A 23967-nucleotide genomic window follows, 5' to 3' on the forward strand; every position below is an offset into this window, starting at 1 on the left:
TCAAATTCTCATGACAACCCCCGCCTGCCCGCGTATCATGGGAGCAACAAAACCCCTGCCTAAAATTTTGACTTGTGCGAATTGGGGGTATATTTGGGGGTATGTTGGAGTGTTGCGAAAATAAAACTTTTAATAAACTGTTTATTAAAGTTATAGTTCAAGTCTTTTTGTCCCAATATACAAAAATGCCTAGAAATTTTAGGCGTTTTTTTTTGTTTAATCCTGTCTAACGCCATTAACCAAGCCTAATAAATACAAGGCTTTCAGACTGATTGCTATCCTATTGTCCTCTTCCTAATTGTATAATTCCGTCTAATTCAGTTTAATTGAAGTAACTTAAAATTTACGGTATCTTTTGCGGTATCTGAAAAATACCTTGAAAAAACACCGTAAAAATGAAGCTGAACGACCGCCAAATCAGGAATGCTAGCCGACCGAAACAGGAAAGAAAGCCAGACTGTTTGACGGCGACGGCCTGTATCTCGAGGTTACTCCCGCAGGCGGCAAAATCTTCCGCCTGAAATACCGTATTGACGGCAAAGAAAAAACACTGACCATCGGCAATATCCCGCTGTTTCCCTTTCCGAATCACGTCGAGCCTGGAACCAACCGCCCTGCCTTGTCGCTGACTAGCTCGCTACATCATATGTTGGCGGAGCTTTTGTTTTAAGGCTGCACTAGATTAACAGTGGGGCTTAGGAAGCAAAATTTATTTTAAAGGATTCCCCCGCAACATTCTCAGCAGTATTGTGTATAAATCATCATGCCTGTGATTGAAGCGTGCCCCTGTTTCTTTTAAATGCAGGTAAAACGTATGTTCCGGCACCCGTTAAATTGCACCAAGCGATGCTTGGCGCAGCTTTGAAAAGATTCAATACCGTTAATATGCCACGCACCACGGACAAACTCATTGCCACCATGATGTCCCCTGAAATATTTGGCAAAACTCATGTCAACCAACCCCTGATAACCGCGCCAACCGTCGGTATTAATGACACTCCCGATACCGACACGACCTCTAATGATCTTCTGCAGCGTTGCTTTGGACGCATCGGGAACAATCCCGGTATAAACCTGCTCCCGCGTTTCAAAATGCCAAAAACGATGGTTTTCCCACCCGCACCGTACCCGCGTCTGCCCCTGATACGTTTGGCTCCGAAATAGGGTTCATCTAATCCTGCAATGCCGTATAAAGATGCCTGCCTTTCGCATTCGTCAGCCAAACGCCGGTGCAATTTCAGGTACAGGCTGTTGACACTGCTGATGCCGGCACCCGTCGGTTTCGCGGTATCGGAGGCAGTCAGATCCAAAGCAAACCGCTGCAGGAGCCGGCGAAATTTAGGCTCGGTAATTTTACTGAATTTTTGGTACTTGTTTTTTTAATTCATTTTAGAAGCTTATCACTATATTGAGTGATTTTGCTTCCTAAGCCCCTATTAAAAATCATCCCATACTCAGTATTAACAGAACCCGGTTTCAACCAGTTCCACCCATCCAAAGTTACCTATTATTTATTCAGTGAACAAGACCTTTTCCAATTTTCAAACCGCCATATAGTTTGCCAATATTCATCTTCCTTTGAGAATGGACTGAAAAAGTTTTAGAGCTTTTTATTGCTAATATAGTTGGTACCGATATAGACAATGGATGCGTACCTGACATTGTTGCTTATTACAACGGTAAATCACCCGCCCCACACAGCGTGTGGAACACAATCTGCCGTGGACAATGGATTAACTAAGCCGCTTAAAGGCGAACTTTAAATTTGGAGAAAAAATGCAAACAGAAAGACAACTCAGGTTGCCTGATGTCCGCCACATGGTTGGCTACGGTACAACCAAAATTTATGAGGGCATGAAAAACGGTACTTTCCCGAAGGGGCGGAAAGATGGCAGAATTACATATTGGCTGGAGAGCGAAATCCAGCGTTGGATTCTTGAAACCGCAGAAGCCGCTAGCAAAAATTAAAGCGGGTATAAAAGCGGGTATTAAGAGGAATAATTAAAATATTTAATATTATAAATCAATAATATATCTGAATTATGCTTTTGTTTATCGATAATTACGACAGTTTTACCTACAACATCGTCCAATATTTTGCCGAACTCGGTCAGGAGGTCGTCGTCCGGCGTAACGACGATATCACGCTTGAGGAAATCGAAGCCCTGAAACCGCAGTATCTCGTTATCGGGCCGGGTCCCTGTTCGCCCAAAGAAGCAGGTATTTCCGTCGCCGCCATGCGCCATTTTGCCAGCAGGCTGCCGATTATGGGCGTGTGCCTCGGCCATCAGACGATAGGCGAAGCGTTCGGCGGGGATGTGGTGCGGGCAAAAACGCTGATGCACGGCAAAGTATCGCCCGTGTTCCATTTAAACAAGGGCATGTTTAAAGATTTGCCCAATCCCGTTACCTGTACGCGTTATCACAGCCTCGTCATTGCCTGCGATACGCTGCCGGATTGTCTGGAAGTAACCGCATGGACGGAAGATCAGGAAATCATGGGCGTGCGGCACAAAGAATATGCCATCGAAGGTGTCCAGTTCCATCCGGAAGCCCTGCTGACCGAACACGGGCACGAAATGCTGGACAATTTCTTGCGCGAATTTCGTGATTTCCGCGCTTAAACCCTGTTCCGGTTTGAGGCCGTCTGAAAAATGAATTATGCCTTGGATGCGCTGTGGTGGCGTTTGACAGACCCCGATGTCCGTGCGCTGGCCGCCGTGTTGACCGCTCCCGCTTTGTGGCACAGCGGCAGCGAACTGCCCGTGGCCGCATTGCTCGGGGAACGCGGTTTCCGTTTTCTGCTAGAATTGGACGGCAGCCCCAAATCCCTGCACAGCCATTTGGCGCAGGAAACGCCGTTCGGCGGCAGATTGGGGCTTTATGCCGAAAGCCTGCTGGCTTTTTGGCTGCAACACGCGCCGCACTGCCGTCTTTTAGCCCGTAACCTGACGGTTTCAGACGGCCCCAACACTTTGGGCGCGCTGGATTTCGTTGCCGAAATCGGCAGCCGCCTTTACCACATTGAGCTGTGTTGCAAATATTACGGCACGGATAAAGCCGCAATGGATGGCTTGTGCGGATTCAATCCTCACGACCGTTGGCCGGACAAGGCGGAAAAATTGACGCGCCAACTCGCTTTGGCGCACAGTGAGGCGGGCGTGCTGGCATTGGCGGCGGCAGGCATAAGCCATACGGCAGCCTTGCACAGCGCGAGTATTGTGCGCGGGATGCTGTTCGCGCCTTCAGAAGCACGGTTGCCCGAACCTTTGAATATCTATGGCTGGCACGGTGTTTGTCTGCACGAATGGCCGTCTGAAAGCCCTTGGGGGGATGAGTGCCGCTATTATCCGCTGCCACGCACCGCTTATCTGGCACCGGCACGGGTGGCGGAAGGGGAAACCTTACCGTGGGAAGAAATCCGTACTTTAGGCAGCGGATTGGTTACCGTGCTGCAACGCCGGCCGGACGGAATGTGGCATGAGTCGGAACGGGTAATGAAGCGGTAAAAGAGGCCGGATGCGGCCGGCAGATGCGTTTGAGTTGCCGTTATCGTGTCATCAAACTGCAAGCGGTGCGGTTTCGTTCGGTTTTGTCGCGATTCCGATTCAAATTGAATTTTCTATGGCGAAAGGCCGTCTGAAAAGTATCCGCTCTCACGCGGCAAATATTTTTCAGACGGCCTTTTATCGTCAAATCACTGCGGCATTTATTTGCCCAATGCGGCCAATACTTCGGCTTTCACGGCTTCTACCGGCTGAGTGCCGTCAACTTTGATGTATTTCGGCGCGTGTTCGCCTTCCAGCTTGCTGTAAAAATCGACCAGCACTTCGGTTTGCTCGTGGTACACGGCAAGGCGTTTTTTGACGGTTTCTTCTTTGTCGTCGTCGCGCTGAATCAAATCTTCGCCGGTTACGTCGTCTTTGCCCTCGACTTTTGGCGGATTGTAGGTAACGTGGTAGGTGCGGCCGGAAGCCAAGTGGACGCGGCGGCCGCTCATGCGGTCGACAATCACGCTGTCGGGCACGTCGATTTCAACCACAGCGTCCAAATCCACACCCGCTTCAACCATCGCTTCGGCTTGTGCCAGTGTGCGCGGGAAGCCGTCAAACAGGAAACCGTTTTTGCAGTCGTCTTGCGCGATGCGTTCTTTGACCATGCCGATGATGATGTCGTCGCGCACCAAGCCGCCTTCGTCAATGATTTTTTTCGCTTCCAAACCCAGCGGCGTGCCTGCTTTAATCGCAGCGCGGAGCATGTCGCCGGTGGAAATTTGCGGAATGCCGAACGCAGCGGTGATGAATTGTGCCTGAGTGCCTTTGCCTGCGCCCGGCGCGCCTAACAATAATACTTTCATGGAAGTGTCCTTTTTGTGGAATGTTAAGGGTCTGTAATCGTATTTAGCGAATCTTAATACTTTAGAGGCCGTCTGAAAAGCATGGTTTTTCAGAAGGCCTGGCAATCGAAAATCACCAAATAAATCAAACAACAAAAAAACAGTTCATGGGCGAGGACAATATTTTTCACCATAATTCCGGTTTTTTATCTTGTTATCAAACAGTTAAACACATACACTGCGGGCATTCGCAAACAAAAAACAAAACAGGCCATGACTTCTTCAAGTAAAAAGCTCAGCTTTGAATTTTTCCCCACCCGCACGCCCGAAGGCCGTGCCAAACAGGTGATTACGCGCAAACAGTTGCGCCAGTTTTCCCCGGAATTCTTTTCCTGCACGTCCGGCGCAGGCGGTTCGACCCGGGACGGCACGATGCAGACCATCGGCGATATTTTGGCCGAAGGCACGGCCGCCGCACCGCACCTGCCCTGTATCGGGATGACGGCAGCGGAAATCCGCGAACTTTTGGATACCTATAAAGAAATGGGCGTGCGCCACATTGTCGCCTTGCGCGGCGATATTCCTTCCGGCATGGGCGCGGGCAGCAGCGGGCTGCGTTATGCCAACGAATTGGTGGAACTGATAAAAAACGAATACGGCAGCCATTTCCATATCGAAATCGCCGCCTATCCCGAATATCATCCTCAGGCGCGCAGCGCGGAGGACGACCTCAACCATTTCGTCCGTAAAGCCAAAGCGGGCGCGGATTCGGCGATTACCCAATATTTTTACAACGCGGATGCCTATTTCCGCTTCCTCGACGATGTGCGCGGGCGCGGGGTGGATATTCCGATTATCCCCGGCATCATGCCGATTGCCAGTTTTTCCAAACTGGTTCGCTTTTCCGATACCTGCGGTGCGGAAATCCCGCGCTGGCTGCGCCTGAAGTTGCAGTCTTATACCGACGACAGTGCCGCCATCAAGGCTTTGGCTTTGGATGTGGTAACCGAAATGTGCGAACGCCTGTTGCGCGAAGGCGCGCCCAGCCTGCATTTCTATACGCTCAATCAGGCCGGTTTGGTGTCAACCATCTGCCAGCGTTTGGGTTATTGATCACCGGATAAATCAATAAAGGCCGTCTGAAAACACCGGATTCGGGAAAGGTGTTTTCAGACGGCCTTCTTTTTCTGCCAAACCGACAACACCCGGTTTGCAAAAACCGCCTGACAGAGTAATTGCGGCAGGGCGGTAAGGATGAAGACACAGTAGAATTCGTTTTGAAAAATTTTGGCTAATGCCCCGTTTGGATAAAATATTGTGAAAAGAATAGACGAAACAATTAAAAAGCAAATTGCAAAGAGCATCATGAAAAAATAGACGAAATGAAACAGGATGCCTTTCGGAGATTGCAGCGCACGGTCGGACAAGCGTTTTGCCCGGCGGATTTGCCGTTTGTTTAAACCTTTACGTTTCAGCCGCCATACGGGCAGGTGGCGGAATGAGATGAAACCGATCCATAAAAGCAGGATGATGACCGGCCAGTCCCAGCTGAGGAAATCACCGCCTTTGCCTTGCGGCGTGTAAATGCCTGATTGTACGAATACCATCAAAAGGAACAGGCAGATGCACAATGCAGACAGGCGGGCACCGGCAAAAATATGTGCTGCGGAAAATATGTTTTTGTCTGTCATGATGCAATACCTTGAAAGTAGGGTACTGTATTGTTTGGCCGTCTGAAATGCCGGGAAATGGTTTTCAGACGGCCTTTTACCGTATGCGGCGGGATGGCGTTTACCAGCCCCGCCTCGGCTGTTTACAGCGGCCAGTGCAGCGAGGGATGGCTTTCCAAGATGGTTTTGAATTGCTGCTGGATGCGGCGGATGGCGGTTTCGTTGTCGGCTTCAAAACGCAGCACCAGAACCGGTGTTGTATTGGATGCGCGCATCAGGCCGAAGCCGTCTGAAAATTCCACGCGCAGGCCGTCTATGGTGATGACTTCTTCCGCGCCGTCGAATTGGGCGGTGGCGGCCAGTTTGGCGATGAGTTCGTGGCCGTTTTCGCCTTCCGGCAGGTCGATGTTCAGTTCGGGCGTGGAAATGCTTTGCGGCAGGCTGTTGAGGATGGCCGAAGGATTGTTGCTGCGCGAGAGGATTTCCAGCATCCGGCAACCCGCATACATGCCGTCGTCGAAGCCGAACCAGCGTTCTTTGAAGAAGGTGTGCCCGCTCATTTCTCCGGCCAACAGTGCGCCTTCGCGTTTCATGGCGGATTTGATGAAGCTGTGGCCGGTTTTATCCATCAGCGGCTGTCCGCCGTGCCGGCGTATCCATGGGGCGAGCAGACGGGTGGATTTGACGTCGAAAATCACTTTTCCGTTCGGGTTGCGGCTGAGTACGTCTTGGGCGAACAGCATCAGTTGGCGGTCGGGATAGATGATGTTGCCGTCTTTGGTGACCACGCCCAAACGGTCGCCGTCGCCGTCGAAGGCCAGGCCGATTTCTGCATCGCCGTTTTGCAGGGCGCGGATTAAGTCTTGCAGGTTTTCCGGTTTGGCAGGGTCGGGATGATGGTTGGGGAAGTGGCCGTCCACGTTGCAAAACAGTTCTTCCACGTCGAAGCCCAAGGCGCGGTAGAGGCGGCCTGCATATGCACCTGCAACGCCGTTGCCCGCGTCGATGACGATTTTCATCGGCCGTGCCGGTTGGATGTGGGCGGTGATGGCGGCTTCATAGGCGGGATAGATGTCTTGTACGGCCACGCTGCCTTTGCCGTCGGTGAATTGTTCCTGACGGATGGATGCCAGCAGTTCCTGTATCGCTTCTCCGGCCAGCGTTTCGCCGCCCAGCATCATTTTGAAGCCGTTGTAGTCGGGCGGGTTGTGGCTGCCGGTAATCATCATGCCGCTGCCGCCGCATTCTTTCACGGCGGCAAAATACAGCATGGGGGTGGCTACCATGCCGATGTCGGTTACGTCCATGCCGCTGTCGGTCAATCCGCGAATCAGGTTTTCCGATAGGGCGGGGCCGCTCAAGCGTCCGTCGCGGCCGACGGCAACGGCACGGATGTTTTGCGCGGCGGCACGGGCGGCAAAGGCGCGGCCTATCAGGTAGGCGGCTTCTTCGGTAAGTGTTTTGCCGACGATGCCTCGGATGTCGTAGGCTTTGAAGATTTCGGGAGCGATTTGTGCCATGGGTCTTTCCTGTTTTGACGGGTTGTAAATGTTTTCAGACGACCTGTGGTGTGACAGAGGCCGTCTGAAAATGGGAAGGAGCGGTTAGCTGCCCTGCAGTTTGATGTTTTGTCCCGGTTTGATGTTGCTGCTGTTGTTGTTCCAGCGGCGGACATCGTTGACGTTTACGTTGAAACGGCGGGCGATGTCGGTCAAAGTGTCGCCTTGCCGTACGGTGTAGGAAACCGGTTGCACGGAGGCTTTGGCGGTTTGTTTGCCTTTGGCTGCCGCGACTTTCAGAATTTGGCCGGTGTGGATGGTGTTGCCTTTGATGTTGTTGCTTGCAATCAGGTCGGCCACATTCATGTCATAGCGTTTGGCGATATTGAACAGGGTATCGCCGCTGCCGACTTTGTGGGTGGTCGGAGTACCGCTGTTTTTCGCTGCGGCCAAAGCGCGGGCTTCGGCTGCCTGTTTTTGCTGTTTGGCCCGTTCGGCGGTCAATTTGGCTTGGCGGCTGCGCTCGGCGGCTTCTTGTGCCGCCTGTTCGTTTTCAAGTTGGATCGTGCCGCTGTCGGCAACTGTAACGGTGTCGCTGTTTTCGGACAGGCCTGATTCTTGAACGAAGGTCATCAGCAGTTCGTTATTGTCGCCGTCTGCCACGGATGCCGTAGCCGGTTGCGGGGTATTTTGGCTTGCGGATGCGGAGGCCAGTTGCCGGATTCGGTCTTCAACCTCGTCGGTAGACGGGGCTGCGGGTGCGGCGGCAACAGGCTGGTTGGTTACAGTCGGTGCAGCGGCCTGGGTGTTTTGTTTGGTAAAGTCAACGGCAGCGGTTTGCACAGGCGGACGCAAGGTGTCAGGTGCGGGTTGTGCGGCTGAGGCCGTCTGAATATCGACTGTTTGACGGCTTGGTTTGAATGTTGTCTCCGTAACGGCAATGTTCAGGTTGGGAACGGTTTGGAGTTTGTTGTCGTTCGGATTGATATCGGCATCCAAGGCGGCGAAATTGGCCGGAACGGCTGCAGGGCTGCCGCTGAATCTGTTTTTCGCAATCAGGAGGCTGCGGCCGGCGGCAACGCTTTCTTTGCTCAGGCCGTTCAGGCGTTTGAGTTCGGCAGTGCTCATGCCTGTTTCGGCGGCGATGGATGAGAGGGTGGTGTCGGCATAAGGTGTGTAAACATCCCATGACAGCAGGCTGGCGCGGTCGGCTTTTTTGTAGTTGCGCTCGAAGGTGGCGATTGCCGTGGCGGGGAGAAGCAGTTTGCGGCCGGTTTTCGGAATGTAGACAGGTGATTTGAATGCCGGATTGAGCGCGTCGAATTCAGCCTGGCTGATGTCGGCCAAACGGACGGCCGCGCTCAGGTCGATTGGTTGGTCGATGTCGACGGCTTTGAAAAAAGGCTTGTTGTCGAGGTCGGCGAAGCTCATGCCGAAGTATTCGGGGTTATTGACGATGTTGCGCACCGCCAAGAGTTTCGGTACGTAGTTGCGGGTTTCGTTCGGCATGCGCAGGTTTTCGTAGACCGGCTCCAAGCCTTGGGCTCGGGCGCGGTTTACGGCGCGGCCGACATTGCCTTCGCCCCAGTTGTAGGCGGCCAGCGCCAGCGACCAGTCGCCGAACAGGCCGTGCAGGTATTGGAGGTAGTTCAGCGCGGCATCGGTGGCGGCATAAATGTCGTGGCGGCCGTCATACAGAGGGGTTTGCTCCAAGCCGTAGTGACGGCCGGTGGCGGGCATGAATTGCCAGAGGCCGGATGCACCGACGTGCGATTTGGCTTTGGTAACGTACGCGCTTTCGATGAAGGGCAGCAGGGCGATTTCTGCCGGCATGTTGCGTTTGGCCACTTCGTTGCTGATGTGGTACATGTAGGGGCGGCTGCGTTCGATGGTGCGCTTGAAATATGCCGACGAGGAAACGAATTTGCTTTCATGGCGGCGTACCAGCTCGGGATTGACTTCCGACATGCGGAAGTCGCCGCGCAGATGCGCCCAAACGCTGTTGTGGCCCGATTTTATTTTGCCGTGGTCGAGGGCGATGGTGTTGGTGCGCATCATCGCCATGCCGATTTGATTTTTGGTATAGGTTTGCCCGAAGGCGGGAGCGGAGAAGAAAGATAAGCCCGTAATGGCTGCGACAAGTGTTTTTATATGGGTCATGATGTTCTTCGGCAAATCAGAGTCAAATCAGCCCTCGATGGTAACGCTTCGGGGTTGAATACGTCAAGGATGGAGAAGTGTAAAAATTTTCAATATATTAAGTTTTTATATATGCTGTTGTCTTGATGTGCGTCAAGTAATGTTTGGGAGTAGAATGACCGTTTGTCGGTTTGAACGACCGAAAGGCGGGAGGCGATATGGACGGAAATGTTTGGTTTGAGCGCGGCCGGGTCGGTTTGTCCGCCGCCGCCTGCGAGCGTGAGTTTTTCCGTGATACGTTGCGGGATGTGTATTTTCAGACGGCCTTGCAGCTGGGTTTGCCGCAATGGGATTTGACGGAAGGGGCGGCTGTGCGTGCCGGACGGGATTGCATGATGGCGGCGGAGGCGTTGCCGTTTGCGGCGGAAAGTATGGATTTGCTGTTGCTGCCTCATGCTTTGGACGACGGTGAGTCTTGCAGGGCGGTAGCCGGCGAGGCATACCGCGTATTGGCGGCGGAAGGGCATTTGGTGTTGAGCGGTTTCAATCCGCATTCGGTGTGGCGGCTGCTTTACCGTATCGAGCGCAAACCGTTTCCCTGCGAAAGCGGCGGGTTGCCGTTCGGCCGTCTGAAAGAAGCGTTTGAGGCGGCGGGTTTTGTGTTTGAACGGACGGAATGGCTGGCAGGCTGGCCTTTGCATGATGTGGCGGATGGAGGCGGACGGCAGGTGCACGGATGGCCTGCAACCGCGCTGGTGTATGGGGCGGTGTTGTTCAAACGTCAGGCGGGCATCAGGCCGTTGGACGATGATTATCCGAATGTGGTGGACGGACTGGCGTTTGGTATGTGAAGAAAAACGGGGGGCAGTGAGTCTGCCGGTTGGACTGTTTTGTGACGGCGTTGTCGTGCATCGGGCTGAAAAGGGCGGCTTGGTAATATTGTTGAAATAACGGGATAATTTTCTTGCTGCTGTTTTCAGTGTTTTGTTTGCAGTTTATTTTGATGTCTTGGCTTGGATTTCAATAGTAACGGCCTGATACCTTTGATGGGTTTCAGGCCGTTTTTGTTTGTACGGCTGATGTTTCGGCTTGGAGGCCGTCTGAAAATATGCTTACTTTGTTTTCAGACGGCCTTCAGTTCATCAGCAGGCCGAGCAGGCCGGAAGAGGCGACGGCGATTATGACTGTGGGCAGCATGGGGAGGCGGCAGGCTGCAAGGAGGGTGATGGCGGCGGCAATCAGTTCGTGCGGTTTGTCGGAGGCAAAGTAGGGGGCGATGACTGAAACCAGCACGCAGCCGGGGGCGGCATCCATGACTTTGGCCGCCCGTTTGCTCAAAGTGCGGTTGCGGAGGGCGAAGAAGCCGATCAGGCGGGTACCGTAGGTAACGCACAGCATACCGAGGATGACCAATATCGAATCGAATGAAATCATGCGTCGCTCCCGCCCGTTATGTAGGCACACAATAAACCGGCGGCGGCTCCGGTGGGGACGTACCACGCGCCTTTGAACAGCAGGTAGGCGGCGATTGCCGTCATCAGGCTCACGAGCCAGGGCAGGGCGGGTTTCCAGCCTTTCCACATGCCGCGCAGCAGGACAAGGAATACGGCGGGAAAGGCCATGCCGAAGCCCCAGTTGTCGATGTTGCCCAAGTAGGGGCCGATGACGGTGCCGAGTGCGGAGGAGGCTACCCAGATGGTGTAAAGGGTGGCGCAGATGCCGGCGTAGTAGGGTAGGCTGAACAGGGGCAGGCCGGCTTCTTTGCGTTTGCGGATGTCGGCCATGGACATCGCCCAGCTTTCGTCGGTCATGAAAAACAAGGCGGGCAGGATTTTTTTCATCGGTAGGTGCTTGATATACGGCGTGAGTGCCGCACCCATCAGGATGTGGCGGATGTTGATCATGAAGGTGACGCCGATAATCAGCAGGATGGGCAGGGGCCGCGCCCAGAGGCCGACGGCGGCAAATTCGGAGCCGCCGGCAAAGTTCAGTCCGGTCATCATGGCCATTTCGAGCGCGCTCATGCCTTTGTTCCCGCCCTGTATGCCCAAAATCAGGGCAAAGGGCAGCAGGCCGATGATGACCGGCAGGGTGTCGAGTATGCCTCGGAGGAATTCCGAACGCGGCGAGGGAAGTTGCGGTGTGTTCATATCGGGTAAAACGGTGGTTGGAAGGTTGAGGCCGTCTGAAAAACAGGGTTTACGCCGTTTCAGACGGCCTGTGTGTAAATTACAGGCAAAGATACTAAAGCTAAAACAGGTGGTTTTCCAGCGACACGCTGTGGTCGAAATCGCGCTGTGTAAAGATTTCTCGCGGTACGCTGTCGGCATGGGCGAAATTGTAGGTATGTTGGGTGTAGTAAGTGTCATCGAATCCGCAGGCGCGTCCGTTGATGCGGAGTTGTGCGGTTTGCCCTTTCGCTAAGGCAAACAGTTTTTTGCGTGTTTGCCGTCTGCCGCGTTGGTCGGTGAAATAAATGTCGATACGGTCGGCTTGCCGGGCAAACTCGAAACCGCCGTTCAATTTCACCGGCAGGGCCTGCCAGATTTTACATTCGGGTTGGCCTGCGAGAAAAACGGCGGTTCCGTCCTCGGAACAGGATTCCTGATGGTGTTGGCTGTGGCAGCCGTATTCGCAGTCCAAAACGGTGTCCGGCAGGGGCAGGGCGCGCGGCAGGCGGTTGCGTATGCCTGCCAACGGGGCGGCACGGCTGCGTTTTGTCCAGCAGACGGAGAGGATTTGCAGGATAAACATTGAAACTTATTTTGTCGCTTGGTTTGGGTTTTCAGACGCCCTGAAGGCGAAATTGCCGCGTTGCCGTTTAAAACGGCCGTTCAAAATATGTTTGGTGCGTGCATGGGTCGTTGTGGCGGCGCAATCCGTTGTTTGCCGTACCGCGCCTTGGTAGGGCGGGCTGTCTGCGTTTTACCCATCTTTGTTATTCGGCAGACGGTTTTTCAGACGGCCTGAGGGTGTTTTCGGGCGTTTTCAGGCGGGAGACGGCGGCTTCGAATTCGGGCAGGCTGCGCGGGTCGAGATAGGGCTTCAGCATGCTGAGGTTGCGGATGACGCCCAGCCGTTTCGAGTCTTCGGGCAGTTTGTGGCGGCCGCGGACGGAGCCGTGGAAGTCGAACCAGTATTTGGTCACAATCCACATGTTCAGCGCGAGGTTTTGCAGGTCTTCCTTATCGGCGCGGAGCAGGCCGACGGAGGCAAGGTGTTCGAGGTAGTGCAGCACCACGGGCGAGGCTTTGGCGCGGGTGAATTCGTTGTATTCGCCTAAAAGCTCGGAGCTGCGGGAGAGCAGGGCGTTCATGTCGCTGAACAGAAAGCGGTATGCCCACATGATGTCGAAGATGCCGTCCAAATAGTCCACTACGTCGGACAGGGTTTGCGGCGCGTCGGCTTCGCGTATCCAGGCCATCATGCGGCTGCTGTAACGGCGGTGGAGCTGGATGATGATTTCGTCTTTGCCGCGGAAGTGGTAGTAGAGGTTGCCGGGGCTGATGCCGAGGTGGGAGGCGATGTGGTTGGTGGTGGTGTTGCGTTCGCTTTCTTCGTTGAACAGTTTTAATGCGGCATCGAGGATGCGGTTGTAGGTGTTGGGGCGGGTTTCTTTGTTCATGGCGTGCTTTCGGTGCAGGGCGTGGAGGGCTGTGTGTTTCAGACGGCCTTTTCGGGTTCGGTGCCGCTGCGTTCAATCAATCGGTTTGGGTACGGGCTTTGTGCAGCGGCCGGATGGCTTCCAGCCTGGCGCGGCGGATGGCTTCGGGAATGTGTGCCGGATGTTCGCAGGTAGCGGCGATGGCGGCGGTGTCGGTTTGGGCGGCGGCTTCCAAAAGGGCGAGCCAGTGGGCGCGTTGGGGGTAGGGTGCGTTTTCCCGCCCCAGCCGTCCTTGTATATCGGCCTGGCAGACGTCTAAGGCCGTCTGAAAGCGTTCGGGGCGGCGGAATGCGTCTGTTTTTTGTAATACATTCAATGCAGTAGAGGTTTTGAGCGTGAATGCGTTGTGCAGGACGATGTGCCAGCGACAGACCAGTTCGGCCAGTTCGGCACATTGTTTCGGCACGCGCCAGCGGCGGTTTACCGTTTGCACGGGGGCAATGCCGGCAAGGTCGTGGCCGTGGTGTTTGGGCAGGAGGTCGGGCGGGGTCAGTGCTTTGCCCAGGTCGTGCAGCAGGGCGGCGTAGCGGGCGGGCAGGCCGAGGTTCATGTCGGCGGCGCGCTGTAAAACCATCAGGGTGTGGAGGCCGCAGTCGATTTCGAGGTGGTGGGCGGCGGGTTGCGGGATGCCGAACAGGGCGTCGATTTCGGGTAGCAGCACTTTCAACGCGCCGCATTCGCGCAGGATTTCAAACATTCGGCGCGGCTGTTTCTCCATCAGCCCTTTGGCCAGTTCCTGCCAGACGCGCTCGGCCACCAAGGCGTCGGCCTCGCCCGCTTCCACCATTTGGCGCATCAGGCACATGGTTTCTTCCGCCACTTCGAAGCCGTAACGGGCGGCGAAGCGGGCGGTGCGCAGGATGCGGACGGGGTCTTCGGCAAAGGCGGGGGAGACGTGGCGCAGGATTTTGCGGCGCAGGTCGGCCTCGCCGCCGAAGGGGTCGATGATGAGGCCGTCTGAAGACTGCGCGATGGCGTTGATGGTCAGGTCGCGCCGCATCAGGTCTTGTTCGAGGGTAACGTCTTTGTCGGCATGGAAGGCGAATCCGGTGTAGCCTTTGGCGGTTTTCCGTTCGGTGCGCGCCAGTGCGTATTCTTCGCGGCTGTCGGGGTGGAGGAAGACGGGAAAGTCTTTGCCGACGGGCAGGAAACCTTGCGCCAGCATGGTCTCGGCATCGGCACCGACGACGACCCAGTCGCGGTCGCGGACGGGCAGGCCCAGTAGTGAATCGCGGACTGCGCCGCCGACGAGGTAGGTTTGCATGATGTGTAGGTGTGTGCGGGAAAGCGGCAGATTATACGCAAAAGGTTGATGCTTCGGATGCTTTGTCGTTCAGACGGCCTCAATGGGGGAGGCCGTCTGAAAGGGCGGGGAGGCGGTATGCGGTTTTCAGACGGCCTTGAAGATAGTCTGCCGCAGCGGCGTGGATGCTGATGCACGCGGTTAAGCACAAAAAAAAGAATCGGTGGAGGTTCATAAAATATGGTTTCAGACGGCTTCCGAAGCTTGGCATTATGCCTGTTTCATGGTGGTTTGGGAAACGGCGGAACGATGCCTGATTTCCCAACACTGATGGATTTTCTTGTTGCGGAAATCGTCGGGAACGGATTGTTTGGAGATGTCTTTGACGGCGTATTGTTCCGATACCGAATCGTCCAAGACGAAGCTGCGCAAGTTGTTGGAGAAGTACAAAAGGCCGTCTGAAGCGAGCAGATTCATCGCGCCGGCTATGAGTTTGGGGTGGTCGCGCTGGATGTCGAGGATATCGAGCATCTTTTTGCTGTTGGAGAAGCTGGGCGGATCCATGACGATAAGGTCGAACTGTTTGCCTTCGGCAGCGGCGTTTTGCAGGTATTGGAACACGTCGGCGCGGACGATTTTGTGTTGTTCGGGGCTGATGCCATTGAGTTCGAAATTGCGTTTCGCCCAATCGAGATAAGTATTCGATAAATCAACGGTTTCGCTGGACGTTGCGCCGCCGGTGGCTGCATAGACGGTGAAGCTGCCGGTGTAGGAAAACAGGTTGAGGAAGCGTTTGCCCGCTGCGGTTTCGCCGACTTTTTTGCGCGTGTTGCGGTGGTCGAGAAAGAGGCCGGTGTCGAGGTATTTGTCGAGGTTGACCCAAAACTTGCGGCCGTTTTCGGTGATGACGAAATCGTCGCCGGTTTTGCCGGTTTTCTCGTATTGCTGCAAGCCTTTTTGGCGTTCGCGGCGTTTGAGGTGGATTTGTTCGGGCGCAAAACCGGTAACGAAGGCGACGGCTTCCAATACTTCGGCAAGCCACGCTTCGTATTCTTCGGGCTGCATCAACCAGCCGGTATCGTATTCCTGAAGGTGGATTTGGTCGCCGTAAACATCGACGGCGAAGGGGAATTGGGGGATGTCGCGGTCGTAAATACGCCAGGCTTCGATGCCGTTGCGTTTCGCCCATTTCATGAGGTGTTTGATGTTTTTGCCCATGCGGTTGGCGAAGGGTGTGATGTCGGTCATGGTTTCAGACGGCCTGAATGAGGATTGGGAAGGGTTTGGATTTTAACGCACTTGATGCCTTTTTGCTTGACCGTTGTCCATAAAATCGATATTATCCGCCGTTCGCCTTTTTATACGAAGCCATCGTCTTCCAACCTAAACCGCCGTTTCGGGCGCGTTTCTTTTATTGCTTGCTGATTTGCCAAGCCTTTCTGTGCAGGTTGTCGTCGATGTTAACCACAAGCAAGATGCTTGCGACAACCCTGTAACTTCACATTTCCCGTATCGTTACTTTCCTTTGCTTCAGGTCGTCTGAAAACCGTTCAGACGTGCGCGTTGTTGTCTCTTTAGGATAGCCATGTCTATTAAATTTGCCGATTTGAACCTTGATAAAAACATCTTGTCCGCCGTGCGCAGTGAGGGTTACGAAAGCCCGACGCCGATTCAGGCGCAAGCCATTCCGTTTGCTTTGGAAGGCTGCGACATTATGGCTTCGGCGCAAACCGGCTCCGGCAAAACTGCCGCCTTCCTGCTGCCGACTTTGCAGCGGCTGACCAAACGCAGCGAAAAACCGGGCAAAGGCCCGCGCGCGTTGGTGTTGACGCCGACCCGCGAATTGGCGGCGCAAGTTGAGAAAAACGCGCTGGCGTATGCTAAAAATACGCGCTGGTTCCGCACCGTCAGCATCGTCGGCGGTGCATCTTTCGGCTACCAAACCCGCGCCCTGAGCAAACCGGTTGACCTGATTGTCGCCACGCCGGGCCGTCTGATGGACTTGATGCAAAGCGGCAAGGTTGATTTTGACCGTTTGGAAGTGCTGATTCTGGACGAAGCCGACCGTATGCTGGACATGGGCTTTATCGACGACATCGAAACCATCGTCGAAGCCACCCCGACCGACCGTCAGACTTTATTGTTCTCCGCCACTTGGGACGGCGCGGTCGGCAAACTGGCACGCAAACTGACGAAAAACCCTGAAATCATCGAAGTCGAGCGCGTGGATGACCAGGGCAAAATCGAAGAGCAGCTGCTGTACTGCGACGATATGCGCCACAAAAACCGCCTGCTCGACCACATCCTGCGCGACGCCAACATCGACCAATGCGTGATTTTCACGTCCACCAAAGCCATGACCGAAGTCATCGCCGACGATTTGTACGAAAAAGGTTTCGCCGCCAACTGCCTGCACGGCGACATGCCGCAAGGCTGGCGCAACCGCACGCTGATGGATTTGCGCAAAGGCCGCTGCAAAATTTTGGTTGCCACCGACGTTGCCGCTCGCGGTATCGACGTGCCGACCATTACCCACGTCATCAACTACGACCTGCCGAAACAGGCGGAAGACTACGTTCACCGCATCGGCCGTACCGGACGGGCAGGGCGCACGGGTATTGCGATTACCTTCGCCGAAGTGAACGAATACGTCAAAGTACACAAAATCGAAAAATACATCGGCCGTAAATTGCCCGAGCTGACCGTCGAAGGCATGGAACCGACCCGCAAGCGCAAATCCGCAGGCGGCAAGCCGAAAGGCAAAGGTGGCTGGGGCGATAGAAAATCCGGCGGCTGGCGCGGCGATAAGAAACCGGGCAAAGAAGGCTTCGGCGGCAAATCGCGCGGCGAAGGTTTCAAAAAAGAAGGATTTAAGAAAAAAGATGGGTTTAAAGATAAAGCAAAAAGTGGCATGAGCAAATCGCGTTAATAAAGGCTAATATCACATACAAGAGCGGGCAGGAATGTTCGCTTTTTTAGATGAAATCTTTGCAGCAATCCTATTTATAAATTGAACAAAAGCTACGGTTATCATGGGGTTTATATAGCAAAATAGTTAAACAAAGACTTAAGAAAATGTTCAAGTAAAGAACGGTTACCTACACTCTATGGAATATAGGATTAGCTGATACGGGTACATATTTATTGACCTTGATTCAGCCCTTACCTCTTACAAAAACGGTATTGTATGCACCATAAAAAAACGGAATAGTCAAAACCATTCCGTTTTTTGTTTTCAGACGGCCTTTATAGATTTGGAGGCCGTCTGAAACCGTTTTACCGGCCTATTCAAACATTCACCGTTTCGGCCACTTCGTTATATTCGTCAATCTCATTGAAATTCATGTAGCGGTAAATGTCTTCGCTATGCTGGTCAATGATGCCGATGTTGGCCCGATATTCTTCAACGGTCGGGATTTTACCCAGTTTGGAGCAAATCGCCGCCAATTCTGCCGAACCGAGGTAAACGAAGGTGTTTTTACCCAAGCGGTTCGGGAAGTTACGGGTGGAAGTGGACATGACAGTCGCGCCTTCGTGTACTTGGGCTTGGTTGCCCATACACAATGAACAGCCCGGCATTTCCATACGCGCGCCAGCGCGGCCGAGTACGCCGTAGTGGCCTTCGTCGGACAACTCTTTCGCGTCCATTTTGGTCGGCGGCGCCATCCACAGGCGGACGGGGATGTCGCTCTTGCCTTCCAGAAGTTTAGAGGCAGCGCGGAAGTGGCCGATGTTGGTCATGCACGAACCGATAAACACTTCGTCGATTTTGGTGCCGGAACGTTCGGACATGAAGCATACGTCGTCCGGGTCGTTCGGGCAGGCGATAATCGGCTCTTTGATGTCGTCCATATTGATTTCAATCACAGCGGCGTATTCGGCACCTTTATCCGCTTCGAGCAACTCCGGATTAGCCAGCCATTTTTCCATGGCTTTGATGCGGCGTTCCAAAGTACGCGGGTCTTGATAGCCGTCGGCAATCATGTTTTTCATCAACACGACGTTGGATTTCATGTATTCGATAATCGGCTCTTTGTTGAGCTTCACGGTACAGCCGGCGGCGGAGCGTTCGGCTGATGCGTCGGTCAATTCAAAGGCTTGTTCCACTTTCAAATCAGGCAGGCCTTCGATTTCGAGGATGCGGCCGGAGAAGATGTTTTTCTTACCGGCTTTAGCAACAGTCAGCAGACCTTGTTTAATCGCGTAAAGCGGAATGGCGTTCACCAAATCGCGCAAGGTTACGCCCGGTTGCAGCTTGCCGCTGAAGCGTACCAGTACGGACTCAGGCATATCGAGCGGCATCACGCCGGTGGCTGCTGCGAAAGCAACCAAGCCGGAACCGGCAGGGAAGGAAATACCGATAGGAAAACGGGTGTGGCTGTCGCCGCCGGTACCGACGGTATCGGGCAGCAGCAGGCGGTTGAGCCATGAGTGGATCACGCCGTCGCCCGGACGCAGAGCCACACCGCCACGGGTAGAAATAAAGGCAGGCAGTTCTTTATGGGTTCTGACATCGACAGGTTTCGGATAAGCCGCGGTGTGACAGAAAGACTGCATTACCATGTCGGCGGAGAAGCCCAAACAAGCCAAGTCTTTCAACTCGTCGCGGGTCATCGGGCCGGTAGTGTCTTGCGAGCCGACTGTCGTCATACGCGGTTCGCAATAAGTACCCGGGCGCACGCCTTGTCCTTCGGGCAGACCGCAGGCACGACCGACCATTTTTTGAGCCAACGTGAAACCGGCTTTGCTTTCGGCAGGCGCTTGTGGCAGGCGGAATTCGGTGGAGGCTGGTAATTTCAAGGCTTCGCGCGCTTTGGCAGTCAGACCGCGACCGATAATCAGGTTGATACGGCCGCCGGCTTGCACTTCGTCCAGCAATACTTGGGATTTCAGGCTGAACTCGGCAACGGTTTCGCCGTTTTTCACGATTTTGCCTTCATAAGGCAGAATATCGACGACATCGCCCATTTTCAACGCGGAAACATCGACTTCAATCGGCAGCGCGCCGGAGTCTTCTTGAGTATTAAAGAAAATCGGCGCGATTTTGCCGCCCAAGCAGACGCCGCCGAAACGTTTGTTCGGTACAAACGGAATGTCTTCGCCGGTATGCCAAATGACGGAGTTGGTCGCGGATTTGCGTGAAGAACCGGTACCGACCACGTCACCAACATAAGCGACGGGATGACCTTTGGCTTTGAGTTCTTCCAGCAATTTAATCGGACCGACTTCGCCCGGTTTGTCGGGCGTGATGCCGTCGCGCGGGTTTTTCAACATTGCCAGCGCGTGCAGCGGAATATCGGGACGGCTCCACGCGTCGGGCGCGGGAGAGAGGTCGTCTGTATTGGTTTCGCCGTCAACTTTGAAGACGGTGACGGTGATTTTTTCGGGAACTTTGGCGCGTGAGGTAAACCATTCGGCATCCGCCCAAGATTGCAAAACTTCCTGCGCGTATTTGTTGCCTTTTTCGGCTTTTTCCTGAACATCGTGGAAGGAATCGAACATCAGAAGCGTATGTTTCAAACCTTTGGCAGCGATGGGCGCGAGTTTGTCGTTGTCCAAAAGTTCGATTAAGGCGTGGATGTTGTAACCGCCGAGCATCGTACCTAAAAGTTCGGTCGCATATTCGGGGGAAATCAGCGGGCTGGATGCGCTGCCTTCGGCAACGGCAGCCAGGAATGAGGCTTTGACTTTGGCGGCATCGTCCACACCGGGCGGCACACGGTGGGCAAGCAGTTCGACCAAGAATTCACCTTCGCCTGCGGGCGGGTTTTTCAGCAGCTCGACCAAATCGGCGGTTTGCTGCGCGTTCAAAGGGAGGGGCGGGATACCGAGGGCAGCACGCTCGGCGGCGGCTTTGCGATAAGTTGCTAACATATTTTGTTCCTTTATGTGTTTTTCTTCTGAAACCATGCGGGATGTAGTCCGCAGTAGTGGCCGAACTATAAACCAAAATTTACAAAATAGGAATATGTGGAGAGGAGACTTTTACTGTAAAAAAGATGTTGATGAACGGGCATGCGGATGCCGTCTGAAAATTTCAATTTGACGGTTTGTTTGCCAAGCGGCATGGAAGATGCTTCGGCAGGGCTGATGCTGCCCCGATTTGGATGTTATATGCCAATACAGCAAGGAGGCCGTCTGAAAACCCGTTGGAAGGTTTTCAGACGGCCTCTTTAGTTTTGACAACGGCTGCGGGATGACGTTTTTATTCCCTATTTTTATCCAGGCGTTTTTTCACTGTATTGAAAAAACCGCGCAGGATGTCGATGTCTTCGGTTTCCGTGCCGGCGCGGGCAAACAGGTTTTGCAGGCGGCGGATGATGCGTTCGCCGTTGCGGCGGTTGAAAAAGCCGATGTCTTCCATCAGGCCCTGCATGTGGGCGACCATGCCGCCGATTTGGGCATGGGTGGCGGTGTTTTTTTCCACTTTCAGATGTTCCATGCTGCTGTCGGTTTGGCTGTAGATTTCGTAGCACACGACTTGCACGGCCTGGGCGAGGTTGAGTGAGAAGTAGTCGGGATTGCCGTTGATGGTCATCAGGCGGTTGCAGGCTTGTACTTCTTCTATGCTCAGGCCGTAGGTTTCGTTGCCGAACACCAGCGCGGTTTGTTGTCCTGCTTCGGCTGCCGACAGCAGCTCGGGGGTCAGCGCGCGCGGGGTTTGCAGTTCTGCGGTCAGTTCGCGGCGGCGGCTGGTTAGTGCGCAGCTCAATACGGTGTCGGCAAGGGCTTCTTCCAGTGTGGCGCAGATGCGGGCGTTTTCCAGTACGTCGGCCGCGCCGGAAGCGAGGATGAAGCTTTCTTCGGGCAGTTTGAATGCCTGCGGGTTTGCAGGTTCGAACACGGGCGGCTCGGCGGTCATCGGGGTTTGCATTAGGTTGGGTGAGACGAGGGTCAGTTTGGTCAGCCCCATGGTTTTCATGGCGCGGGCGGCGGAACCGATGTTGCCCGGATGGCTGGTGCGGGTGAGGACGACGCTGATGTTGGAGAGGTAGTCGGGGGCGGTGGGTTTGGTGTTTGGCATAGTGTGGTTTGCTGTATGTTTCAGACGGCCTCAAGTGGTGATGAGGCCGTCTGAAAAGGTTTAGGGTTGCAGGCGGAGTTTGCTTACCCAACGGGCTTCGGTCAGCATTTTTTCTTCCCCTTCCGCCGTGGCGTGCAGGATGTAGCGGCCGTTAGAGTAGATGATGCCGCTGTCGGGGCAGAGGGTGTAGGCCATTACGCCGGAGTGTAAAACCGTACATTCGCCTTCGGGCGTGTATTTCACCAACTGCCAGCTTTTCGGGATGGCCGAGGGATAGCGTTCGCTTTGTTCTTCTTTGTCGCGCCGGCGGCGTACTTTGACCAGATTGCCTTCGATAAAGCGTTCTTCTTCCGACTGTTGTTTGGACTTGGCCGGATTCGCGCCGGAGGTGCGCAGCGATTCGCCGCCGTAGCGTTGGCTGAAGAAATCAAGCCAGCCGAACATGGCTTTGAACAGTTTGAACGGTATCAGCAGTATGTCCCGCAGTATGTTGCCTTGTTTTTGCACTTCTTCGCGGTGCGGTTTGCGGATGCAGTAGAGGTTGCCCGCGTGGTCGGGCTGCGGCATGAAAAAGTCGTATTGTTCGTCGTGCAATACGGTTTCGAGTTCGCCGTCGGACAGGTTCAGGCGGTTGATGGAGCGGATGCTGTTCAGTGCGCCGTGGTCGGTGTAGGCCAGGCCGCAGGAGTCGTAATAAAGGATGTTGCCGTTTTTCGGATCGAAACAGGGGTTGCTGTCGCGGCATTCGCCTTCGGTAATAAACTGAAAGCGGTTGCCCGAAAGCGGCATGACGGCCAGATGCCGGTCGCCGTAACAATCGCCGGCCAGCGACAATGCCAGGCGTTCGTGTGCCGCATCGTAAGCCATGTCGTATATCGTGCAGTCGGTATGCCGCAGCAGGAGGCCTTCGGCCTGCGCCAAGTCGTTAATCGGTTTGGCCTGTATCGCCGCACCGCCCTGCAATGTTGCGCCGTACACCAGCCGGCCGTCGGCAGTACAGACCGAATCGCTTGGATGGATGTCCGACAAATCCAGCCCTTCCTGCCGGATACCCATAAAGTCGGCGCCGCTGCCTTGGGTTTTCCATTCTTTTTTGCGGTGTATCTGTTTCAGGTTGCCGATATACTGCTCTACCGCCTGACACGTTACCGGCTCGCTGCGGCCGTCTGAAAAACGGTACAGGCGTTGTTCCTGCATATAAAAAAGCGTGTTCATGGTTTCCTGCCCTGTCTGTTTTACAGGCGGGAAAAGGCGTATAATGCGCACTTTCCGCCTGCATGACGGATAAACCGCGCATTTTACGGCGCGTCCGGTTCTTTAACAATCGTTAAACGCGTCAGCCGCACAAAAAGCCTTTTTCAGACGGCCTCCCCGCCTCATTTCTCTATACAGGAATTTATATGAACCCGATTTTAAACACCGCCTTCAAAGCCGCGCGCAAGGCGGGCGACCTCATGATCCGCGCCTCCAAAGACTTGGGCAACATCAAAACCGACAGCAAAGCGTTTAACGATTTTGTTTCCGATATCGACCGCATGTCGGAAAACATCCTGATCGAAACCCTGCTCGAAGCCTATCCCCAGCACAAAATCACCGCCGAAGAAAGCGGCAGCCACGGCAATCCGAATGGCGCCTACGAATGGATTATCGATCCGCTCGACGGCACCACCAACTATCTGCACGGCCATCCGCAATACGCCATCTCGATGGCACTGCTGCACAACGGCAAATTGCAGGAAGCTTTGGTTTACGCGCCCGAACGCAACGACCTTTACATGGCCTCCCGAGGTAAAGGCGCGCTGCTGAATGATCGCCGCATCCGCGTTTCCGGCCGCACCGACCTGCCGCAATGCCTGATCGGTACGGGTTTCCCCGTAGTAGACCAAAGCCGGACGGATACTTATCTGGCCATTTTGAAAGACTTTTTGTCGCAAACCGCCGGTGCGCGGCGCGAAGGTGCGGCTTCGCTGGACTTGTGCGCATTGGCCTGCGGCCGTTTCGACGGTTTCTTCGAATTCAACCTCAAGCCCTGGGACATTGCCGCCGGCGCGCTGATTGCCAGGGAAGCAGGCGCGGTGGTTACCGATATGATGGGCGAACAGGGTTGGTTGGAAAGCGGCGACATTGTGGCCGCCAACCCGAAAGTTTTGGCGCAAATGCTGCAAATCATCGGCAACCATATCGGTTAAGCCCGAAACGCTCAGCATCTTGAAGGCCGTCTGAAAACTCTTCTTCCGAGAGGAAAAGGGGGTTTCAGACGACCTCATTCAATGGGCTGACTGTCCGCACATGCCGGCCGTGCCGTACCTTCATTACACTAAAACCTGCCGTAAGCTGAGATGGCTGCGGCGGGCACGGCGGCGGGAAAAAATCAGGCCGTCTGAAAAACCTC

At 54.5% G+C, this 23967-nt stretch carries 22 protein-coding genes and 1 pseudogene; 8 read left to right on the top strand and 15 right to left on the bottom strand.

All coding sequences use genetic code 11. The features are described from left to right. Positions 1–475 precede the first annotated feature (475 nt). Complete coding sequence (locus tag ACTHSL_RS08235; protein ID WP_440381055.1) at positions 476–670, top strand: Arm DNA-binding domain-containing protein; 195 nt, start codon at positions 476–478, stop codon at positions 668–670. Positions 671–709: 39 nt separating this feature from the next. Here ACTHSL_RS08235 and ACTHSL_RS08240 read toward each other — a convergent pair. Then, positions 710–1352: pseudogene (locus tag ACTHSL_RS08240) on the bottom strand (IS1595 family transposase). 424 nt (positions 1353–1776) lie between these two features. Between ACTHSL_RS08240 and ACTHSL_RS08245 the strand changes: the two are divergent. From ACTHSL_RS08245 to ACTHSL_RS08255, 3 genes are all read left to right on the top strand, one after another. After that, the gene (locus ACTHSL_RS08245; RefSeq protein ID WP_440381036.1) at positions 1777–1968 is read left to right on the top strand and encodes a helix-turn-helix transcriptional regulator; all 192 of its coding nucleotides are present in this window, start codon (positions 1777–1779) and stop codon (positions 1966–1968) included. A gap of 74 nt (positions 1969–2042) precedes the next feature. Then, positions 2043–2624, top strand: a complete 582-nt coding sequence (locus tag ACTHSL_RS08250) for an aminodeoxychorismate/anthranilate synthase component II (protein ID WP_440381037.1) — start codon at positions 2043–2045, stop codon at positions 2622–2624. Between the two features lie 30 nt (positions 2625–2654). Further along, the gene (locus ACTHSL_RS08255) at positions 2655–3509 is read left to right on the top strand and encodes a DUF1853 family protein (RefSeq protein ID WP_440381038.1); all 855 of its coding nucleotides are present in this window, start codon (positions 2655–2657) and stop codon (positions 3507–3509) included. Between the two features lie 200 nt (positions 3510–3709). On the opposite strand, the gene adk is transcribed toward ACTHSL_RS08255, so the two are convergent. Next, positions 3710–4357 (bottom strand): adenylate kinase, encoded by a 648-nt coding sequence (adk, locus tag ACTHSL_RS08260; RefSeq protein ID WP_204812646.1) that lies wholly within the window; start codon positions 4355–4357, stop codon positions 3710–3712. Positions 4358–4609: 252 nt separating this feature from the next. Here adk and metF point away from each other — a divergent pair, with 252 nt between their 5' ends. Beyond that, a complete protein-coding gene (metF, locus tag ACTHSL_RS08265) occupies positions 4610–5449 on the top strand; it encodes a methylenetetrahydrofolate reductase [NAD(P)H] (protein ID WP_440381039.1) in 840 nt (279 codons plus the stop codon). Between the two features lie 56 nt (positions 5450–5505). On the opposite strand, the gene ACTHSL_RS08270 is transcribed toward metF, so the two are convergent. The 3 genes from ACTHSL_RS08270 to ACTHSL_RS08280 form a co-directional block, all read right to left on the bottom strand. Further along, entirely contained in the window at positions 5506–6027 is a 522-nt protein-coding gene (locus ACTHSL_RS08270) for a hypothetical protein (RefSeq protein WP_114922270.1), read from the bottom strand. 122 nt (positions 6028–6149) lie between these two features. Then, on the bottom strand, positions 6150–7526 hold the full coding sequence (locus tag ACTHSL_RS08275; RefSeq protein WP_440381040.1) for a phosphomannomutase/phosphoglucomutase: 1377 nt from the start codon (positions 7524–7526) through the stop codon (positions 6150–6152). An 84-nt stretch (positions 7527–7610) separates the two neighbouring features. Next, positions 7611–9665, bottom strand: coding sequence for a LysM peptidoglycan-binding domain-containing protein (locus ACTHSL_RS08280; protein WP_440381041.1), 2055 nt, complete (start codon positions 9663–9665; stop codon positions 7611–7613). Between the two features lie 197 nt (positions 9666–9862). Here ACTHSL_RS08280 and ACTHSL_RS08285 point away from each other — a divergent pair, with 197 nt between their 5' ends. Continuing rightward, positions 9863–10495: a class I SAM-dependent methyltransferase gene (locus ACTHSL_RS08285; RefSeq protein WP_440381042.1), complete on the top strand. Its 633-nt coding sequence runs from the start codon at positions 9863–9865 to the stop codon at positions 10493–10495. Between the two features lie 283 nt (positions 10496–10778). Here the strand turns inward: ACTHSL_RS08285 and ACTHSL_RS08290 are convergent, their stop codons facing one another. From ACTHSL_RS08290 to ACTHSL_RS08320, 7 genes are all read right to left on the bottom strand, one after another. Then, entirely contained in the window at positions 10779–11078 is a 300-nt protein-coding gene (locus ACTHSL_RS08290; RefSeq protein ID WP_003774731.1) for an AzlD family protein, read from the bottom strand. Continuing rightward, on the bottom strand, positions 11075–11794 hold the full coding sequence (locus ACTHSL_RS08295; RefSeq protein ID WP_440381043.1) for an AzlC family ABC transporter permease: 720 nt from the start codon (positions 11792–11794) through the stop codon (positions 11075–11077). Before ACTHSL_RS08295 ends, ACTHSL_RS08290 begins: the two co-directional genes overlap by 4 nt. 100 nt (positions 11795–11894) lie before the next feature. Continuing rightward, complete coding sequence (locus ACTHSL_RS08300; RefSeq protein WP_440381044.1) at positions 11895–12398, bottom strand: hypothetical protein; 504 nt, start codon at positions 12396–12398, stop codon at positions 11895–11897. Between the two features lie 184 nt (positions 12399–12582). After that, positions 12583–13269: a TetR/AcrR family transcriptional regulator gene (locus ACTHSL_RS08305; protein WP_283114198.1), complete on the bottom strand. Its 687-nt coding sequence runs from the start codon at positions 13267–13269 to the stop codon at positions 12583–12585. A 76-nt stretch (positions 13270–13345) separates the two neighbouring features. Next, the gene (locus ACTHSL_RS08310) at positions 13346–14572 is read right to left on the bottom strand and encodes a multifunctional CCA addition/repair protein (RefSeq protein WP_440381045.1); all 1227 of its coding nucleotides are present in this window, start codon (positions 14570–14572) and stop codon (positions 13346–13348) included. Between the two features lie 79 nt (positions 14573–14651). Next, entirely contained in the window at positions 14652–14822 is a 171-nt protein-coding gene (locus ACTHSL_RS08315) for a hypothetical protein (protein WP_440381046.1), read from the bottom strand. After that, on the bottom strand, positions 14822–15799 hold the full coding sequence (locus ACTHSL_RS08320) for a class I SAM-dependent methyltransferase (protein WP_440381047.1): 978 nt from the start codon (positions 15797–15799) through the stop codon (positions 14822–14824). Before ACTHSL_RS08320 ends, ACTHSL_RS08315 begins: the two co-directional genes overlap by 1 nt. Before the next feature lie 337 nt (positions 15800–16136). On the opposite strand from ACTHSL_RS08320, the gene ACTHSL_RS08325 reads away from it, so the two are divergent. Further along, positions 16137–17480 (top strand): DEAD/DEAH box helicase, encoded by a 1344-nt coding sequence (locus ACTHSL_RS08325; RefSeq protein ID WP_440381048.1) that lies wholly within the window; start codon positions 16137–16139, stop codon positions 17478–17480. 359 nt (positions 17481–17839) lie between these two features. On the opposite strand, the gene acnB is transcribed toward ACTHSL_RS08325, so the two are convergent. From acnB to ACTHSL_RS08340, 3 genes are all read right to left on the bottom strand, one after another. Further along, entirely contained in the window at positions 17840–20425 is a 2586-nt protein-coding gene (gene acnB / locus ACTHSL_RS08330; RefSeq protein ID WP_440381049.1) for a bifunctional aconitate hydratase 2/2-methylisocitrate dehydratase, read from the bottom strand. A gap of 331 nt (positions 20426–20756) precedes the next feature. Continuing rightward, on the bottom strand, positions 20757–21575 hold the full coding sequence (locus ACTHSL_RS08335; RefSeq protein WP_440381050.1) for an RNA methyltransferase: 819 nt from the start codon (positions 21573–21575) through the stop codon (positions 20757–20759). A gap of 60 nt (positions 21576–21635) precedes the next feature. Continuing rightward, positions 21636–22790 carry a hypothetical protein gene (locus tag ACTHSL_RS08340; RefSeq protein WP_440381051.1) on the bottom strand — a complete coding sequence of 385 codons (1155 nt, stop codon included), beginning with the start codon at positions 22788–22790 and terminating at the stop codon, positions 21636–21638. A gap of 185 nt (positions 22791–22975) precedes the next feature. Here ACTHSL_RS08340 and ACTHSL_RS08345 point away from each other — a divergent pair, with 185 nt between their 5' ends. After that, positions 22976–23764, top strand: a complete 789-nt coding sequence (locus ACTHSL_RS08345; protein WP_440381052.1) for an inositol monophosphatase family protein — start codon at positions 22976–22978, stop codon at positions 23762–23764. Positions 23765–23967: the final 203 nt, after the last annotated feature.

Origin of the sequence: Neisseria sp. P0008.S010, assembly GCF_051962715.1 — a bacterium.
In the GTDB taxonomy this organism is placed as follows: Bacteria; Pseudomonadota; Gammaproteobacteria; order Burkholderiales; family Neisseriaceae; genus Neisseria; species Neisseria elongata.

Excerpts from the sequence above, each read along its gene's own strand:
- ACTHSL_RS08300 (WP_440381044.1), bottom strand. The coding sequence starts at position 12,398 with ATGTTTATCCTGCAAATCCTCTCCGTCTGCTGGACAAAACGCAGCCGT.
- ACTHSL_RS08245 (WP_440381036.1), top strand. The coding sequence starts at position 1,777 with ATGCAAACAGAAAGACAACTCAGGTTGCCTGATGTCCGCCACATGGTT.
- ACTHSL_RS08325 (WP_440381048.1), top strand. The coding sequence starts at position 16,137 with ATGTCTATTAAATTTGCCGATTTGAACCTTGATAAAAACATCTTGTCC.
- metF (WP_440381039.1), top strand. The coding sequence starts at position 4,610 with ATGACTTCTTCAAGTAAAAAGCTCAGCTTTGAATTTTTCCCCACCCGC.
- ACTHSL_RS08275 (WP_440381040.1), bottom strand. The coding sequence starts at position 7,526 with ATGGCACAAATCGCTCCCGAAATCTTCAAAGCCTACGACATCCGAGGC.
- adk (WP_204812646.1), bottom strand. The coding sequence starts at position 4,357 with ATGAAAGTATTATTGTTAGGCGCGCCGGGCGCAGGCAAAGGCACTCAG.
- ACTHSL_RS08255 (WP_440381038.1), top strand. The coding sequence starts at position 2,655 with ATGAATTATGCCTTGGATGCGCTGTGGTGGCGTTTGACAGACCCCGAT.
- ACTHSL_RS08250 (WP_440381037.1), top strand. The coding sequence starts at position 2,043 with ATGCTTTTGTTTATCGATAATTACGACAGTTTTACCTACAACATCGTC.
- ACTHSL_RS08315 (WP_440381046.1), bottom strand. The coding sequence starts at position 14,822 with ATGCCAAGCTTCGGAAGCCGTCTGAAACCATATTTTATGAACCTCCAC.
- ACTHSL_RS08280 (WP_440381041.1), bottom strand. The coding sequence starts at position 9,665 with ATGACCCATATAAAAACACTTGTCGCAGCCATTACGGGCTTATCTTTC.
- acnB (WP_440381049.1), bottom strand. The coding sequence starts at position 20,425 with ATGTTAGCAACTTATCGCAAAGCCGCCGCCGAGCGTGCTGCCCTCGGT.
- ACTHSL_RS08320 (WP_440381047.1), bottom strand. The coding sequence starts at position 15,799 with ATGACCGACATCACACCCTTCGCCAACCGCATGGGCAAAAACATCAAA.
- ACTHSL_RS08305 (WP_283114198.1), bottom strand. The coding sequence starts at position 13,269 with ATGAACAAAGAAACCCGCCCCAACACCTACAACCGCATCCTCGATGCC.
- ACTHSL_RS08270 (WP_114922270.1), bottom strand. The coding sequence starts at position 6,027 with ATGACAGACAAAAACATATTTTCCGCAGCACATATTTTTGCCGGTGCC.
- ACTHSL_RS08285 (WP_440381042.1), top strand. The coding sequence starts at position 9,863 with ATGGACGGAAATGTTTGGTTTGAGCGCGGCCGGGTCGGTTTGTCCGCC.
- ACTHSL_RS08340 (WP_440381051.1), bottom strand. The coding sequence starts at position 22,790 with ATGAACACGCTTTTTTATATGCAGGAACAACGCCTGTACCGTTTTTCA.
- ACTHSL_RS08290 (WP_003774731.1), bottom strand. The coding sequence starts at position 11,078 with ATGATTTCATTCGATTCGATATTGGTCATCCTCGGTATGCTGTGCGTT.
- ACTHSL_RS08310 (WP_440381045.1), bottom strand. The coding sequence starts at position 14,572 with ATGCAAACCTACCTCGTCGGCGGCGCAGTCCGCGATTCACTACTGGGC.
- ACTHSL_RS08295 (WP_440381043.1), bottom strand. The coding sequence starts at position 11,794 with ATGAACACACCGCAACTTCCCTCGCCGCGTTCGGAATTCCTCCGAGGC.
- ACTHSL_RS08335 (WP_440381050.1), bottom strand. The coding sequence starts at position 21,575 with ATGCCAAACACCAAACCCACCGCCCCCGACTACCTCTCCAACATCAGC.
- ACTHSL_RS08345 (WP_440381052.1), top strand. The coding sequence starts at position 22,976 with ATGAACCCGATTTTAAACACCGCCTTCAAAGCCGCGCGCAAGGCGGGC.